General features: G+C 72.3%; 15 protein-coding genes. 5 read left to right on the top strand and 10 right to left on the bottom strand.

Annotation, left to right across the window (positions count from 1 at the left end):
• Nucleotides 1–110: 110 nt before the first annotated feature.
• The 6 genes from IE264_RS28460 to IE264_RS28435 form a co-directional block, all read right to left on the bottom strand.
• Nucleotides 111–1,550, bottom strand: a complete 1,440-nt coding sequence (locus IE264_RS28460; protein WP_032757303.1) for a hypothetical protein — start codon at nucleotides 1,548–1,550, stop codon at nucleotides 111–113.
• Nucleotides 1,551–1,564: 14 nt separating this feature from the next.
• Nucleotides 1,565–2,665: a hypothetical protein gene (locus IE264_RS28455; RefSeq protein ID WP_032757301.1), complete on the bottom strand. Its 1,101-nt coding sequence runs from the start codon at nucleotides 2,663–2,665 to the stop codon at nucleotides 1,565–1,567.
• Nucleotides 2,662–3,633, bottom strand: a complete 972-nt coding sequence (locus IE264_RS28450; RefSeq protein WP_032757300.1) for a hypothetical protein — start codon at nucleotides 3,631–3,633, stop codon at nucleotides 2,662–2,664. The genes IE264_RS28455 and IE264_RS28450 overlap by 4 nt, the downstream gene beginning before the upstream one ends.
• Nucleotides 3,634–3,689: 56 nt before the next feature.
• Nucleotides 3,690–4,409 (bottom strand): hypothetical protein, encoded by a 720-nt coding sequence (locus IE264_RS28445; RefSeq protein ID WP_032757298.1) that lies wholly within the window; start codon nucleotides 4,407–4,409, stop codon nucleotides 3,690–3,692.
• A gap of 165 nt (nucleotides 4,410–4,574) precedes the next feature.
• The gene (locus IE264_RS28440) at nucleotides 4,575–5,066 is read right to left on the bottom strand and encodes an ATP-binding protein (RefSeq protein WP_032757297.1); all 492 of its coding nucleotides are present in this window, start codon (nucleotides 5,064–5,066) and stop codon (nucleotides 4,575–4,577) included.
• Nucleotides 5,067–5,264: 198 nt separating this feature from the next.
• Nucleotides 5,265–5,633 (bottom strand): STAS domain-containing protein, encoded by a 369-nt coding sequence (locus tag IE264_RS28435; protein ID WP_032757294.1) that lies wholly within the window; start codon nucleotides 5,631–5,633, stop codon nucleotides 5,265–5,267.
• Nucleotides 5,634–5,918: 285 nt separating this feature from the next.
• Between IE264_RS28435 and IE264_RS28430 the strand changes: the two genes are divergently transcribed.
• Nucleotides 5,919–6,890 carry an RNA polymerase sigma factor SigF gene (locus tag IE264_RS28430; protein WP_015608977.1) on the top strand — a complete coding sequence of 324 codons (972 nt, stop codon included), beginning with the start codon at nucleotides 5,919–5,921 and terminating at the stop codon, nucleotides 6,888–6,890.
• Nucleotides 6,891–7,043: 153 nt separating this feature from the next.
• On the opposite strand, the gene hutI is transcribed toward IE264_RS28430, so the two are convergent.
• The 4 genes from hutI to hutU form a co-directional block, all read right to left on the bottom strand.
• Entirely contained in the window at nucleotides 7,044–8,216 is a 1,173-nt protein-coding gene (gene hutI / locus IE264_RS28425; RefSeq protein ID WP_015608978.1) for an imidazolonepropionase, read from the bottom strand.
• Between the two features lie 53 nt (nucleotides 8,217–8,269).
• Nucleotides 8,270–9,586: a formimidoylglutamate deiminase gene (locus IE264_RS28420; protein WP_051821827.1), complete on the bottom strand. Its 1,317-nt coding sequence runs from the start codon at nucleotides 9,584–9,586 to the stop codon at nucleotides 8,270–8,272.
• A gap of 77 nt (nucleotides 9,587–9,663) precedes the next feature.
• Nucleotides 9,664–10,956 carry an allantoate amidohydrolase gene (locus tag IE264_RS28415; protein ID WP_032757290.1) on the bottom strand — a complete coding sequence of 431 codons (1,293 nt, stop codon included), beginning with the start codon at nucleotides 10,954–10,956 and terminating at the stop codon, nucleotides 9,664–9,666.
• On the bottom strand, nucleotides 10,956–12,614 hold the full coding sequence (gene hutU / locus IE264_RS28410; protein WP_015608981.1) for a urocanate hydratase: 1,659 nt from the start codon (nucleotides 12,612–12,614) through the stop codon (nucleotides 10,956–10,958). Before hutU ends, IE264_RS28415 begins: the two co-directional genes overlap by 1 nt.
• Before the next feature lie 383 nt (nucleotides 12,615–12,997).
• Between hutU and IE264_RS28405 the strand changes: the two genes are divergently transcribed.
• The 4 genes from IE264_RS28405 to IE264_RS28390 all read left to right on the top strand — a co-directional run bounded on the left by IE264_RS28405 (nucleotide 12,998) and on the right by IE264_RS28390 (nucleotide 15,237).
• Nucleotides 12,998–13,420: a hypothetical protein gene (locus IE264_RS28405; protein WP_015608982.1), complete on the top strand. Its 423-nt coding sequence runs from the start codon at nucleotides 12,998–13,000 to the stop codon at nucleotides 13,418–13,420.
• A complete protein-coding gene (locus IE264_RS28400) occupies nucleotides 13,417–14,229 on the top strand; it encodes a DUF4388 domain-containing protein (RefSeq protein WP_031124277.1) in 813 nt (270 codons plus the stop codon). The genes IE264_RS28405 and IE264_RS28400 overlap by 4 nt, the downstream gene beginning before the upstream one ends.
• A 38-nt stretch (nucleotides 14,230–14,267) precedes the next feature.
• Nucleotides 14,268–14,735, top strand: a complete 468-nt coding sequence (locus IE264_RS28395; protein ID WP_015608984.1) for a roadblock/LC7 domain-containing protein — start codon at nucleotides 14,268–14,270, stop codon at nucleotides 14,733–14,735.
• Nucleotides 14,736–14,862: 127 nt separating this feature from the next.
• The gene (locus tag IE264_RS28390; RefSeq protein WP_015608985.1) at nucleotides 14,863–15,237 is read left to right on the top strand and encodes a hypothetical protein; all 375 of its coding nucleotides are present in this window, start codon (nucleotides 14,863–14,865) and stop codon (nucleotides 15,235–15,237) included.
• Nucleotides 15,238–15,247 lie beyond the last annotated feature (10 nt).

Here is a 15,247-nt window from a genome sequence, read left to right as displayed (position 1 = left end):
AGACATACGGCGAAGGGCCGCCGCACCGGAACTCTCCGGTGCGGCGGCCCTTCGCCGTACGGTGGCCACGGCTCGGCGCGTGAAACGCCGAGCCCTGTCGTGGCCATGGCTCAGCGCGTGGAGCGCAGCCTCCGCCACGGGGTGAAGGTGAACACCGCGCCGCCCAGCAGGATCGCCGTGCCCGCGACCAGGCCGAGCGCGCGCAGGGCGCCGTCGCTCTCCGCGCCGGTGGCCGCCAGGCCGCCGCCCGAGTCCGTACCGCCGCCGGACGCGGCCGCTCCGCCCGAGCCCGCGCTGCCGCCGGAGCCCGAGCCACCGGACGCACCGCCCGGCTGCGCGGAGGTGTCCAGCTCCAGGGAGACCGCGACACCGGCGGGCGGGGTGCAGGTCGTCGTCGTACCGGCGGCCATCACCGTCAGGACACCGGGGCTGAGCGTGGACTTCCCGCTCGCGCCGGGCTTGTACGTGCCGGTGAGGTCCGGGATCTCGATCGGGGCGCCGGTCTTGATGACCTCCTTGTTCAGCGGGCCCTCGACCTTGACCGTGCCCTTGTCCGCCCCGCCGAGCTTGACGTCCATGGACGGCTTGACCTGCTCGGCCGGGATGTCGATCGGGCTGTCCATCACGGACGCGCTGAACGTGACGGTGAGGTCGTACGCGCCACCGTTCTTCTTGGCGCTGATACGGACCGGGGAGGTGGCGTTCTTGTCGCCGATGGGGGTCTTGCAGGCGTAGGCGACGGACACCTCCTTGCCGGGGAAGTCGGTCTCACCGCCGCTGCCGCCGGTGCTGCCGCCGGAGTCGCTGCCTCCGGATGTGGTGCCGCCGGTGGTCGTGCCACCCGTGGTCGTGGCGCCTCCATCGGTTGCGCCACCGTCGGTCGTACCTCCGGTGGTCGCGCCCCCGTCGGTCGTGCCCCCGTCGGTCGTGCCTCCGTCAGTCGTGCCTCCCGAGTCGGTGCCACCCGTCGTCGTACCGCCGGAGTCGGTCCCTCCGGACGTGGTGCCGCCGGTGCTGGAGCCCTCCGCCGTCACCTTGATCGTGGCGCCCGGCTGGACCGCCTCCTTCGGGGCGCACTTGGTGTCCGTGGAGATCGGCTTGGAGACGTTGATGTTGTACGCGCCCGGGGTCAGCGTGATCTCCCCCGCCGTCTCCAGCTTCAGCTTGGCCGTCATGTCGGGCAGCAGCATGGGGCTGTTCTTGGGGATGGGCGGGTTCTGCCGGGGGCCCTCCAGCTTCAGCTCGCCGCTCGCCGCGCCGCCCAGCGTGATCGTGCCGGTCGGCTTCACCGTGTCCTTGCCCAGGTCCAGCACGTCCGGGTTCTTGGACGCGGCCTCGACCGTCTTCCAGACGACCTCGATCTCATCGCCGACCTTCGCCTCGGCCGGCGCGGTCAGCTGCACCTTCGTGGTGCCCTGGACCGGGGGCAGTCCCGAAATGGGCGGCGGAACGCACTCCGTCGCGTAACTGACCTCGGCGGCCTGGGCCGGGCTCGCGGCCAGCACGATGCCCGCGCCGCCGAGCATCAGGGCGATTCCGGCCGCACTCATCCTCCGTTGCGTTCTCACACGTGTCCCTTCGTCGTGGGTGGGGGTCGGTTCTCCGACGGTGCGGAACGCCGGTTCTTCGACGGTGCGGAGTCCTGGGTGAACCACGGCAGCGTGGCCGGGTCGGTGTCCGCGCCCGTGTGCGCGGGCGCGTTCGTGGCGGGCGCCCGCGTGCGGTGCGCGTGGCGTGCCACCGTTCCGGCGGGGCGGGGGCGGACCCTGTCCACGACGGCCATGCCGATACGGAAGACGGCGGCCGGGACGACCAGGCAGAGCAGCACCCAGAAGAGCGTCACGCCCCACGGGCGGCCCACCCCCCACGGCTGTTCGGCCAGCACCTTCGTCCCGTACCGCAGGGAGACCTGGTAGTCGCCGTGGGCTCCGGCGGAGAGTTCGACCGGCAGCTCGATCCGCGCCTTGCCCCCGGGCGCGACCGTGCCGCGCCACTGGCGTTCCTCCCACTGCGGGGCGTAGACGCCGTGCGCGGTGCCGATCTCGAAGACGGGATCCTCCACCGGCTCCGTACCGAGGTTGCCGACGGTGAAGACCAGTTGCCGGGCGGGCGGCGCGCCGAACCAGGTGAGCAGTGAACTCCCGCCCTCCAGACGGGTGGTGGCCAGCACCGCGAGCCGCCCCTCTTCGCTGCGGGGCGGCAGCGGGGCGGTGGCGTGGCCCGCCACCATGAACACCGTGTCGGCCAGGGCCTGTTCACCGGTCACCGTGGCCACGTGCACCACACACGGGCAGGGCTCCGGCGGCTCGGCCACCGGCAGCTTCTTACTGAAGGCGCCCTTCTTGTCGGTGGTGACGGCCCTGCCGTCGGCGTTGGCACAGGAGTTGGTGGAGCCGATCACGCCCCGCTCCGGGGTGGACCGGCCGCAGATCAGCAGCATCAGCAGTGCCTCGGAGCGCCAGCCGGTGCCCTTGACGGTGATCTCGCCGCCCTTGCCCGCCTCCTTCTTGGAGAGGGTGACGGAGGGATCCCCCTCGGCCGCCGACGCGGGTGTGGCGGCGCCCGGGGCGGCCAGGGAGGACAGGGCCAGGAGAACGGAGAGGAGGAGCAGGAGAGTTGCCGGCGTCGTGCGCCGAGCGGGTCGGCCTCCGGGGTGCTGCGTCACGATTCCGCTCCCGCCGTCTCCAGGTGCCGCTCTTCCTCGGCCGGTTGCTCGTCCGGCCCGGGGGCCGGTGCGGTAGCCGCTGCCGCGCCCGTCCCGGTCTCCCCACGCCCGCGCCGGATGCGCCGCCGGTACGCCCGCGCGCCGAGCAGCGCCAGGACGCCCAGGGCCAGCAGCCCGCCTCCGGTGACCGGGGCCGGCGGGACGTACGCCGCCGAGGCCGCCGCCTCGTCCCGCGCCCCGCCCCCGGCCGTGACCCGCAGCCGTACGGTCACCGAATCCAGGGCCGGGGCGTCCGGCCAGGGTTCGGTGAGCTCCACCCGGCGGCCGGGGGCAAGTTCCAGGGGCAGCGGCCGGGCCGGCCGGTCCAGCAGCGTGCCGAACACCCCCTCCGCGCGCACGGCCAGCCGCGGCCGCAGGGGTGCGTTGCCCCGGTTGACCAGGGCGTACCGGATGGTCCGCCCGGACACCTCGACGTCCTCCACGGTGAGCGCCGCCAGCGTGGGGCCGCCGACCCGGACCCGTACAGGTACGCGTCTCTCCTCGCCCCCGCCGACGGTCAGGATCTCCCCCGCGACGCCGCCCGGCACCGCGTAACGCGGCACGGCGAGGGCGAACGGCACGTCGGCGCGGGTCCGGGCGGGCACGGTGACCGTGTCCGCGGCGAACCGGAACCACGGCCCGGCCGGGCCGTCGCCCCGCAGCCGTACGGTGAGCGGGGTGCGGGCGGGATTGGTCACCGAGAGCCGGTCCTGGAGCACCGTCCCGGGGGTGCCCTCCAGGTAGACGTACGGCCGGGCATCCTGCCCGGCGCTCCCGCCCCCCGCGGGCCGGGCGGTCCAGCCCGCCGGGGGCCCGGGGCCGTCGTCGGCCGCCGCCGGGGGTGCGACGAGCAGCGACAGCAGCAGGGCGCCGAACAGCACCGCAAGGACGAACGGCCTCCGGTGTACGTACGGGGTCGACTGCGGCATGGGCTGCTCCCTCACGCGGTCCCTCACGCGGTCCCTCACCCGGTCCTTTACGGCGTTCAGGCCGTGGGCCGCTGGCCCCGCCGGGTCAGCCAGAGGACTCCGGCCGCTCCGGTCAGCAGCACGGTCCCGCCGAGGGTGCCGAGCGCCACCGCCGAGTCGAGCGGGCCGGTCTTCGGCAGTTCACCGCCGCCGGACGAGCCGCCGGTGGAACCTCCCGTGGAACCGCCGGTCGAACCGCCCGTGGAGCCCCCCGAACCTCCCGAACCGCCGGCGCCTTCGACATCGAGTTCCAGGGAGGGGCCTGGGCTGTTCTTGGGCGTACAGGTCGTGGTCGTACCGAGCGCCTTGATCGTGAGCACCCCAGCGGTGAAGGTGACCTTGCCGCTCTTCTTCGGGGTGTACGTCCCCGACAAGTCACTGATCTTGATGGGGGTGTTGGCCGGGATCGCCTCGGCGTTCGCCGGCCCCGAGACCTGGACCTTCCCCGTCTCCGCGCCGCCCACCTCGATCACGGCGCTCGGGTTCATGGCCCCCTTGCCCAGCTCGACCGGGCTGGAGGAGACGCCCTTCTGGAAGGACATGGTGAGCTTGTAGCCGTTGCCGCTCCTGACGCTCTTGATATCGATGGGCGAGACGGCTCCCTTGGGCCCGATGGGCGTCTCGCACTGGTAGTTGACGTCCACGACCTCGGCGTGGGCGGCGGGCGCGGCCATCAGTACCATCGAGCCCGCCAGCACGGCCGTCAGCGCGAGAGCTGTCCGCTTCTGGTTCGACACCTTGTGTTCCCCTCATGCCGGACGTCGCCGCGCGCCACGATCCGTACGGGCGCAAGTTACTGACGACACATCAGATTTGGCGCTCAAGGTACGCCCGGGGCCTGATGGAGGGAAGACAAAGAGCGCGCCGGATCGGCGCGCTCTTCGATGTGTGGTGGGAAGCGGTTATGCGGGTGCGGCGAGCTCCGCCCAGACGGTCTTGCCCGGCGTCTCCGGCGTACGCTGCACGCCCCAGTCCAGGCAGAGGCGCTGCACGATGAACATGCCGTGCCCGCCGGGGCGGCCGGCGCGGTGCGGCGTGCGGGGGGCGGGCTGGCCGGCCCCCCGGTCGACGACCTCGACGCGCAGCGCCTTGGGCGTGCGGCCGATCCGGAGCTCCTCGGGGCCTTCCGCGTGCAGACAGGCGTTGGTCACGAGCTCGGAGACGACCAGCAGGACGTCCTCGGCCGCGGCCCGGCGGTCCGCACTGGACGCGGGGAGCCATCCCCAGTCGTGCAGGGCCTGCCGGGCGAAATCACGGGCCATCGGAACGATTCCGCTGGCCTGCCCGAGTGAGAGCGTGCGCCACTGCCGCTCGGCCGGAACGGGCGAGGCTGCGCCCGCTCCTTCCGGCTCGCGGCCGAGGTCGCCCGGCGGATGCTGCCGGGTGGTGCTCATCAGCGCTTCACCTCACCGATTCGCCATGTCGCCATGTCGCGATTGAACAGAAATGATCAGTTACCGAGTGTGCCGGATCTTTACGGGATACCGACGGAGTGTCTCCTGCCCGGCCGCACCGCTCCGACACCCCCTTCGGGCCGTCGATCGCATAACACGGTCCCATCAGGGACGACGCGCTCGCACGGTGCACCAGATCTAGGTTTCCAGGGCCTCTTCGAGCGTGGCGTGGACGGTGAAGACCGCATCCGCGCCGGTGATCTCGAAGACCCTCGCCACGACCGGCAGCATTCCGGCCAGATGGACCCCTCCTCCGACCGCCTCCGCCTTGAGGCGGGCACCGAGCAGCACGTTCAGCCCGGTGGAGTCGCAGAAGTCCAGCCGTGAGCAGTCGACCACCAGGCGTGACCGCCCCTGCTCGACCGCGCTCTCCAGAGGTTCCCGCAGCAGATCGGCGGTGTGGTGATCGAGCTCACCCACCGGCGTCACGACCTCGCTGCGCCCCTCGGTCCGGACCTCGACCTGAAGTCGACCCCGGTTCGCACTGCCGACCGTCCCGCGGTCCATGCCCATGTACCTCTTCGCCGTCCGTCACTGTGCGCGTCACTGCCTGTACGGCGATGCAAAGCTGCCGCCGACGTGCCTAAAACAGTACGCGTTTCATTCGCCACGCGGTAGTCGAAGACCTGAACAAACCAGACATATGGCGTCAATTGGCGCTTGTAACTGCTGGCCGGAACCGGGTAAGGGTAGAGGGACACCCGAAACACGACCGGCTTTGGAGGCGCCGCTTCACCGCAGGAACACGTATGGGCATCGGCAGCCATATGCCGAGAACGATGGAGGAGAACCATGTCACCCCGGCTCGACGAAGCGCGTACCCCCAACGCGTCGTCGGCATGTCCTCAGGGACCGACCAATTCCGACTCCCCCGCCGCGAGCGCCGTTCCGGGCCCGCGCGCCAGCTCCGCCAGCACCACCAGCACCACCCCCGACTCTTCCGGCGATGGGCTTGAGGGCCTTGAGGGACTCCCCGAGATCCCGCCCTACGCCGAAATCGGGGCTCTGGACGCCAGGGCCCTGTCGAAGACGCTCTTCGAGCGCCTCGAATCCCTCGAAGAGGGCACGCACGAGTACGCGTACGTCCGCAACACCCTCGTCGAGCTCAACCTCGCGCTCGTCAAGTTCGCCGCCTCCCGGTTCCGCTCGCGCAGTGAGCCGATGGAGGACATCGTCCAGGTCGGCACCATCGGCCTGATCAAGGCGATCGACCGGTTCGAGCTGAGCCGCGGTGTCGAGTTCCCGACGTTCGCGATGCCGACCATCGTGGGCGAGATCAAGAGGTTCTTCCGCGACACCAGCTGGTCCGTGCGCGTCCCGCGCCGGCTCCAGGAGCTGCGGCTCGAACTGGCCAAGGCGGGGGACGAGCTCTCCCAGCAGCTGGACCGCGCGCCCACCGTGGCGGAGCTGTCGGAGCGCCTCGGCATCACGACGGACGAGGTCGTCGAGGGCATGTCCGCGAGCAACGCGTACACCGCGAGCTCGCTGGACGCCAAGCCCGAGGAGGACGACAGCGAGGGCGCCCTCGCGGACCGCCTCGGCTACGAGGACCACGGGCTCGAAGGCATCGAGTACGTCGAGTCGTTGAAGCCGCTGATCGCCTCGCTGCCCTCGCGGGACCGCATGATCCTCTCGCTCCGCTTCGTCAGCAACATGACGCAGTCGGAGATCGGCGAGGAACTGGGCATCTCGCAGATGCACGTGTCCCGGCTGCTCTCCCGGACGCTGGTCAAGCTCCGCAAGGGGCTGACCCTGGAGGAGTAGCCGGACCCGGTCCGCCGCCCCTCCGCGGGGCCGCGCAGGCCGGTGCCGAGCGCATACGGAAGGACCCGCCCCGGATATCGGAGCGGGTCCTTCCGTAGGTCGGGCTCCGGGCGGCTGCTCCGGGCGGCTGCTCCGGGCGGCTGCTCCCGGCGGCTACTCCACCCGCTCCCCGCCCCGCCAGACCGCGCTGACCAGCGGGACGCCCGGGCGGTAGGCGAGGTGGACATGGCTCGGGGCGTCGAGGAGGACCAGGTCGGCGCGGGCGCCGGGGGTGATCCGGCCGATGTCGGTGCGGCGCAGGGCCGCGGCGCCGCCCGCGGTGGCGGACCAGAGGGCCTCGTCGGGGGTCATCCCCATGTCCCGTACGGCAAGGGCGACACAGAACGGCATGGACGAGGTGAACGACGAGCCGGGGTTGCAGTCCGTGGAGAGCGCGACGGTGGCCCCCGCGTCCAGCAGGCGGCGGGCGTCGGGCCAGGTGGCGCGGGTGGAGAACTCGGCGCCGGGGAGCAGCGTGGCGACCGTGTTGCCCTGGCCGAGCGCGTCCACGTCCGCGTCGGTGAGGTGGGTGCAGTGGTCGGCGGAGGCCGCATCGAGCTCCACGGCGAGCTGGACGCCGGGGCCGTACGTCAACTGGTTGGCGTGGATGCGGGGGTGCAGCCCCTTGGCTCGGCCCGCCGTGAGGATGGCGCGGGCCTGGTCGCCGTCGAAGGCGCCCCGCTCGCAGAAGACGTCGATCCAGCGGGCGTGCGGGGCGCAGGCCTCCAGCATCGGGCCGGTGACCAGGTCGACGTATCCGGCCGGGTCGTCGGCGTAGTCCGGGGAGACGATGTGGGCGCCGAGGTAGGTGACCTCGTCGGTGTGGCGGGAGGCGACGCGCAGGGCGCGGGCCTCGTCCTCGACGGTGAGGCCGTAGCCGGACTTGGTCTCCAGGGTGGTGGTGCCCTGGCGCAGGGCCTCGGCGAGGTAGCGGGCGACGTTGTCGGAGAGCTCCTCGTCGGAGGCCTGGCGGGTGGCGGCGACCGTGGTGCGGATGCCGCCAGCGGTGTAGGGCTGCCCGGACATGCGGGCGTTGAACTCCTGGGTGCGGTCGCCCGCGAAGACCAGGTGCGAGTGGGAGTCGACGAAGCCCGGGATCATGGCCCGGCCGGCCGCGTCGAGGACGTTGTCAGTGGCGGGTGCTTTGCTTGATTCACCGGTCCAGACGATGCGGTCGCCCTCGATGACGACGGCCGCGTCCAGGATCAGGCCCAGGGGGGTCCCGTTGCCGAGGGAGGGGTCATTGGTGACCAGGCTGGCGATGTGGGTGACGGCGGTGGTCGTCATCTGGAGAGTGTTCTCCTTGCGTTCCGGGGTTTCGGTCGGGTTCCGGTCCGGGGTCAGTGGTGCAGGGCTGCCACGGCCGCCGCGAGCGCTCCGGGCACGTCCTCGATCAGTGCGTGGCGGCCGTCCCGCACGATGTGACGGCCTGCCACGACCGTGTGCCGCACATCAGCGGCGGAGGCGGCGAATACGGCGGTCTCCGCTGCCAGTCGGGGCACCGGCCCCGCTGTTCTGACGGAGTCCAGGGCGACGGTCGTCAGGTCGGCGGGCGCGCCCGGTTCCAGGACGCCCGCGTCGGGGCGGCCGAGTGCGGCGTGCCCGTCGGCGGAGGCGGCCCTCAGCAGGGCGGCGGCCGTCCAGTGGCCCCGGATGTGGGTGCGCAGCCGCTCGTTGAGCTCCATCGCCCGCGCCTCTTCGAAGAGGTCGATGACGGCGTGGCTGTCGCTGCCCAGCGAGAGCGGCGAGCCCGCCTTCTGGAGGGCGGCGGCGGGGCCGATGCCGTCGGCGAGGTCGCGTTCGGTGGTGGGGCACATGCAGGTGCCGGTGGTGGAGGCGCCGAGCAGGGCGATGTCCTCCTCCGTCAAATGCGTGTTGTGAATGCCGGTGGTGCGCGGGCCGAGGACCCCGTGGTCGGCCAGCAGCCGGGTCGGGGTGCGGCCGTGGGCGGCCTTGCAGGCGTCGTTCTCCGCCGTCTGTTCGGAGAGGTGGACGTGGAGCGGGGCGCTCCGCTCCTCGGCCCAGGCGGCGACGGTGGCCAGCTGGTCGGCCGGGACCGCGCGGACGGAGTGGATGGCCGCGCCGATCAGGGTGTGGTCGTCGCCCTTGAGGAGGGAGGCGCGCTCGGCCCAGGCGTCGGCGGTGGTGTCGGAGAAGCGCAGCTGGTGCCGGTTGGGCTTCTCGCCGAAGCCGGCGGCCAGGTAGGCGGTGTCCAGCAGGGTGATCCGGATGCCGGCCTCGGCGGCCGCCGCGATCAGCGCCTCGCCCATGGCGTTCGGGTTGTCGTAGGGCGTGCCGCCGGGCGCGTGGTGCAGATAGTGGAACTCGCCCACGGAGGTGATGCCGGCCAGGGCCATCTCCGCGTACGTGGCGCGGGCCAGGTCGAAGTAGCTGTCCGGGGTGAGCCGGGAGGCCGCGCGGTACATCAGCTCGCGCCAGGTCCAGAAGGTGCCCGAGCCCACCTGGACGGTGGCGCGCAGGGCCCGGTGGAAGGCGTGGGAGTGGGTGTTGGCGAGGCCGGGGAGGGTCAGGCCGCGCAGTACGGTGGCGCCGGGCGGGGGTGTCTCCACCCCGGTCCTGACTCCGGCGATGCGGCCGTCGGCGACCTCCACGGTGACATCGGGCTCGACATGGGTCCCGAGCCAGGCGTGGTCCATCCAGTACGTCGCGGTGACGGGCCCGCCCGCCGTCCTTGTCGTCACCGCCGTCCTTGTCGTCACCGCGGTCCGGTTTGTCAGCTGCACGCGAGACCTTCCAGTACGTCGGCGAGTGCCCGCACCCCGGCCGTGCAGTCGTCCTCCGCGGCGTGTTCGGCCGGTGAGTGCGAGATGCCGGTGGGGTTCCGTACGAAGAGCATGGCGGTGGGCACCGAAGCGGACAAAATACCCGCATCGTGGCCCGCGCCGGTGCCCAGGACGGGGACCGGGCGCCCCGTGTCGCCCGTCCCCTCCAGGATCTTGGCGAGCTCGCCGCGCAGGGCGTGCTCGAACTCGACCACGGGCGTGAACGACTCCCGTACGACGTCGAGGTCGATCCCGGCCCGCTCGGCGTACGCGCGGGCAGCGCGCTCGATCCCGGTGACGACGGCATCCAGGGTGGCCTGGTCGGCGGCGCGGGAGTCGAGCCAGCCACGGACGAGGGAGGGAATGGCGTTGACGCCGTTGGGCTCGACCGCGATCTTGCCGAAGGTGGCGAGCGCGCCGGTGAGTTCGGCCTCGCGGCGGGCGGCGAGCACGGTCTCGGCGTACGTCAGCATCGGGTCGCGGCGGTCGGCCAGGCGGGTGGTGCCCGCGTGGTTGGCCTCGCCCCGGAAGTCGAACCGCCAGCGGCCGTGGGGCCAGATGGCGGAGGCGATGCCGACGGGGTCGCCGGTCAGGTCGAGGGCGCGGCCCTGCTCGACGTGGAGTTCGACGAACGCGCCGATACGGGCGAGCCGTTCGGGGTCGGGGCCGATGGCCCCGGGGTCGTATCCGGCGCTCTCCATGGCGGCGGGCAGGGTGGTCCCGTCCGCGTCCCGGAGCCGGTGGGCGTCGGCCACGGTGAGCTGCCCGGCGGCGAGCCGGGACCCGACGCAGGCAAGACCGAAGCGGGCGCCCTCCTCGTCACCGAAGTTGGTGATCGCCAAGGGGCGGGTGAACACCGCTCCCCTGCTGTGGAGTTCGTCGAGCGCGGCGAAGGAGGAGACCACGCCCAGCGGCCCGTCGAAGGCGCCGCCGTCCGGGACGGAGTCCAGGTGCGACCCGGTGACCACGGCGTCGCCGGCCAGGGGGTCGCCGAGCCAGGCCCACTGGTTGCCGTTGCGGTCCCTCTCGTAGGTGAGGCCGCGCGCCTCGGCCTGCGTACGGAACCAGGCCCGGCAGTCGAGGTCCGCCGCCGACCAGGCGTAACGCCGGTAGCCGCCGCTTTCGGGGTGGCGCCCGACAGGGGCCAGCTCGCGCCACATGGAGAGGAAGGAGTCACCCGCACGCCACTGCCGGGCGCCGGACGTGCCTTCCGTCGTGCCGTTCGGCGTGGTGCCCGTGGGCATCAGTTGCCCTCCGCCATCGGCACGCGTACGCCCTTGTCCGTGGCGACCGACTCCGCGATGTCGTAGCCCGCGTCGACGTGGCGGATGACGCCCATGCCGGGGTCGTTGGTCAGGACGCGGCGGATCTTCTCGCCCGCGAGCTTCGTGCCGTCCGCGACGGTGACCTGGCCCGCGTGGATGGAGCGGCCCATGCCGACGCCGCCGCCGTGGTGGATGGAGACCCAGGAGGCGCCGGAGGCGACGTTGACCATGGCGTTCAGGAGCGGCCAGTCGGCGATGGCGTCGGAGCCGTCGAGCATGGCCTCGGTCTCGCGGTACGGGGAGGCGACCGAGCCGCAGTCCAGGTGGTCGCGGCCGATGGCCAGCGGGGCGGCCAGTTCACCGCTCGCGACCATGTCGTTGAAGCGCTCGCCCGCCTTGTCGCGCTCGCCGTAGCCGAGCCAGCAGATGCGGGCGGGCAGGCCCTGGAAGTGGACGCGTTCGCCGGCCATCTTGATCCAGCGGTGCAGCGACTCGTTCTCCGGGAAGAGCTCCAGCATCGCCTTGTCGGTCTTGTGGATGTCGGACGCCTCGCCGGACAGGGCGGCCCAGCGGAAGGGGCCCTTGCCCTCGCAGAAGAGGGGCCGGATGTAGGCGGGGACGAAGCCGGGGAAGTCGAAGGCGCGGTCGTACCCGGCGAGCTGGGCCTCGCCGCGGATGGAGTTGCCGTAGTCGAAGACCTCGGCCCCGGCGTCCATGAAGCCGACCATGGCCTCGACGTGGCGGGCCATCGACTCGCGGGCGCGCTGGGTGAAGTCGGCGGGCTTCTCGGCGGCGAGGGTGGCCATGTCGTCGAAGTCGACACCGAGCGGGAGGTAGGCCAGCGGGTCGTGGGCGCTGGTCTGGTCGGTGACGATGTCGACCGGCGCGCCCTCGGCGAGCATCCGGGGCAGCAGCTCCGCCGCGTTGCCGAGGAGGCCGATGGAGAGGGGGCGGCGGGCGTCACGGGCCTCGACGGCGAGCTGGAGGGCGTGCTCCAGGTTGTCGGCCTTGACGTCCAGGAAGCGGTGCTCGATCCGGCGCTCGATGGCGCGCGGGTCGACGTCGATACAGATGGCGACGCCGTCGTTCATGGTGACGGCGAGCGGCTGGGCGCCGCCCATGCCGCCGAGCCCGGCCGTCAGGGTGATCGTCCCGGCCAGGGTCCCGCCGAACTTCTTCGCGGCGACGGCGGCGAAGGTCTCGTAGGTGCCCTGGAGGATGCCCTGGGTGCCGATGTAGATCCAGGACCCGGCGGTCATCTGGCCGTACATGGTGAGGCCGAGCGCCTCCAGGCGGCGGAACTCCTCCCAGTTGGCCCAGTCGCCGACCAGGTTGGAGTTGGCGATCAGGACGCGCGGCGCCCACTCGTGGGTCTGCATGACACCGACCGGCCGCCCCGACTGGACGAGCATCGTCTCGTCCTGCTTGAGCGTCTGCAGCGTACGGACCATCGCGTCGAACGAGCGCCAGTCGCGGGCCGCCTTGCCCGTGCCGCCGTAGACGACGAGCTTGTCGGGGTGCTCGGCGACCTCGGGGTCCAGGTTGTTCTGGAGCATGCGCAGGGCGGCTTCCTGCTGCCATCCCAGGGTGGTGAGGGCGCTGCCGCGCGGCGCTCGTACGGGGCGGGGTCCTGACATGGCGGTGCCTCCTCGCGACGGTGAATATCTATTCACATCCTGAGGCGCTGAATAGTCGTAGTCAACAGGTGCGGTTCGCGCCGCGCCCCCGAACGCCGGACGCAAGCCCGTCGACGGTCGGTTTTCCGCCGAAACCCCGCACGTCGGCCACCCCGCCCACGCTCACAGGACCGGCGCCGGCCACCCCCCTGACCACCCCGCGGCTCTGCTCCGGCACGGCCGGGGAACACACCCTCCCGACCACGACGGCCGACGCGATCCGGCCGCTCCTTTACACCCCGCGGCGCATGTACCAAAGGAAAATGCCAGAACCTCCACCTGCCGTGAGCACGTTGCGTAGCCTCAGGGTCACAGCCGTACGCCGCGTCGGGAGGGGAATCCGCGTGCCCGGAATCGACGAGTGCCTGCTCGAAGTCATGAGGCTGCCCGGCGCCCGTGGCGCCTCGGTGGTCGACTGGACGAGCGGCCTCGCGCTCGGGACCATCGGCGAATCCCCCAACGGCGACCACGAGGCCACGGCGGCCGAGACGGCGGAGGTCGCCCGGATGACCGCCGAACAGCCCGCCTTCGCCCACCTCGCGGCGGGAAGCGCGGCCGCACCGGCGGAAGCGGCGGCGGGGGCGCCGAGCACCGCCGTCGAGGACGTCATCGTCACCACCCACGACGGATACCACATGCTCCGCTTCGTCGAGACGGCTTTCGACAGCAGCGTCTTCCTCCACCTCTGGCTGAGCCGCTCCGAGGGCAACCTCGCGCTGGCCCGGTTACGTCTCGGCGAGCTGGCCGAGCGGCTGGTGCTGGCATGAGCGCGATAGCCGCCGACCCCGGCGCCCCCGGGACGGACCGGCTCCCGGTCCTCTCCCCGATGCTCCAGCGGCTCGCCGCCGAGCGGGCCACCGGCGCACTGATGCGCGACCGCGGCACGCTCTACCTCGCCGACGGCCAGGTGGTGCACGCCGAGAGCCCCGCCACCCCCGGCATCGACGTACTCCTCACCACCGGCGGCACGCTCCGCCACGAAGGCTGGTGGGACGCGGTGGCACAGGCCGGGGCCGGGCAACGGGTCGGCCGCTACCTCGTGGACAGCGGTCATGTACCGGGCGGGGCGCTGGAGTTGTGCCACCTGGGCGCGCTGTATGACGCCGCGTTCTTCGCCCTCGCCCCGACCGGGACGCCCGCCCGCTTCCGTTACGGGGTGTCCCACTGGATCGGCCCGGTGCGGCCGGTCCCGGTGGCCGCCGTACAGCGCGAGACGCTGCGCAGACGGGAGCTGCTGGACCGGATCTGGCCCGACCCGGCCTGCGACAGCGCCCCCGTGGTCCGGTCGTCGGCACACCCGGGCGACAGCCCCGTACCCGCCCGCCAGCGCGCCGTCCTGGAGCTGGCCGACGGCGTGCGTACGGCCTCCGACATCGCCCAGGCACTGGGCCGTTCGGCGTTCCACATCCTGGTCGACCTGCGGCGGCTCGCCGCGGCCGGCCTGGTGGCGGCGGTCCGCGCGCAGCCGCTGCCCGCCGCCGCCTCGGCACCCGGCCGGATCACGCTCCCCGAGGTGACGGCCGACCCCGATATCGCCCTGCTGCGCCGGCTCCGAGACGCATTGGAGGCCCTGTGATACGCGCGCTCAGACAGCGTGCCGGGAGGAGACAGCTGATGGTTCCCGAGGCTGAGACACGCGGTGTCCTCGACGAGCTCCAGCGGTTACGGGCCCGGGTCCCCCTGCTCGCCGGGGCGCTGGCCGCCTCCACCGACGGACTGGTCCTGGCCCACGACACCCCGGGCATCGAGGCCGAGGGCGTCGCCGCCCTCACCGCCGCCGCGCTCGGCGTCTCGATCCGCATGACGGAGGCCACCGGCCGCGGCGGCTTCCGGGAGCTCCTGGTCCGCGGCGAGAGCGGCTACATCGCCACCTACGCCGCCGGCTCCTCCGCCGTCCTGACCCTGCTGGCCGAGGACCGCATCAACGTCGGCCGGCTCCACCTGGAGGGCCGCCGTGCGGGCGCCCGGATCGGCGAACTCGTCGACACCGCCCTGGAACGCGCCGAGCGCACGCCCCCCATGCCCCGCACCGCCCCAGCGCGCGGCGCTCCCAACCGCACGCTCCCGCAGCGCCCCACGTAGCGGCCCTGCTCCCCCCACCTGCTCCACCAAGACCACCGGGACTCACGCCATCACGCGGAAACCCACGTCACTCATACAGAAACGGACCCGGTCACCACGGCCGGCCACGGAAAGGAAACGAGCCTCCATGGCGAACACCGAAGCGTCACTGAAGGAAGCGATGAGCTCGATCGAGGGCACCACGGGTGTCGCCCTCGTCGACTACACGAGCGGGATGGCCCTGGGCACGCTCGGCGGCAGCAAGGACTTCAACCTGGAGGTCGCCGCCGCGGGCAACACCGACGTGATCCGCGCCAAGCTCCGCACGATGGAGCACCTGGGCCTCAAGGAGGAGATCGAGGACATCCTCATCACCCTCGGGAGCCAGTACCACCTGATCCGGCTGCTCAAGACCCGTGGCAGCAACGGCCTCTTCCTCTACCTGGTGCTGGACGCGAGCCGCGCCAACCTGGCGATGGCCCGCCACCAGCTGAAGAAGATCGAGGCCGATCTGGAGGTCTGAGCACCTTCTG

This window comes from Streptomyces microflavus (assembly GCF_014650075.1).
GTDB classification, from domain to species: domain Bacteria; phylum Actinomycetota; class Actinomycetes; order Streptomycetales; family Streptomycetaceae; genus Streptomyces; species Streptomyces microflavus.
The sequence above is the reverse complement of the archived record's forward strand: the minus strand, read 5'-3'. Positions and strand labels throughout refer to the sequence as shown.

Coding starts and splice junctions, on each gene's coding strand:
- IE264_RS28460 (WP_032757303.1), bottom strand. CDS start 1,550: ATGAGTGCGGCCGGAATCGCCCTGATGCTCGGCGGCGCGGGCATCGTG.
- IE264_RS28450 (WP_032757300.1), bottom strand. CDS start 3,633: ATGCCGCAGTCGACCCCGTACGTACACCGGAGGCCGTTCGTCCTTGCG.
- IE264_RS28440 (WP_032757297.1), bottom strand. CDS start 5,066: ATGAGCACCACCCGGCAGCATCCGCCGGGCGACCTCGGCCGCGAGCCG.
- IE264_RS28435 (WP_032757294.1), bottom strand. CDS start 5,633: ATGGACCGCGGGACGGTCGGCAGTGCGAACCGGGGTCGACTTCAGGTC.
- IE264_RS28430 (WP_015608977.1), top strand. CDS start 5,919: ATGTCACCCCGGCTCGACGAAGCGCGTACCCCCAACGCGTCGTCGGCA.
- hutI (WP_015608978.1), bottom strand. CDS start 8,216: ATGACGACCACCGCCGTCACCCACATCGCCAGCCTGGTCACCAATGAC.
- IE264_RS28420 (WP_051821827.1), bottom strand. CDS start 9,586: ATGGACCACGCCTGGCTCGGGACCCATGTCGAGCCCGATGTCACCGTG.
- IE264_RS28415 (WP_032757290.1), bottom strand. CDS start 10,956: ATGCCCACGGGCACCACGCCGAACGGCACGACGGAAGGCACGTCCGGC.
- hutU (WP_015608981.1), bottom strand. CDS start 12,614: ATGTCAGGACCCCGCCCCGTACGAGCGCCGCGCGGCAGCGCCCTCACC.
- IE264_RS28400 (WP_031124277.1), top strand. CDS start 13,417: ATGAGCGCGATAGCCGCCGACCCCGGCGCCCCCGGGACGGACCGGCTC.
- IE264_RS28395 (WP_015608984.1), top strand. CDS start 14,268: ATGGTTCCCGAGGCTGAGACACGCGGTGTCCTCGACGAGCTCCAGCGG.
- IE264_RS28390 (WP_015608985.1), top strand. CDS start 14,863: ATGGCGAACACCGAAGCGTCACTGAAGGAAGCGATGAGCTCGATCGAG.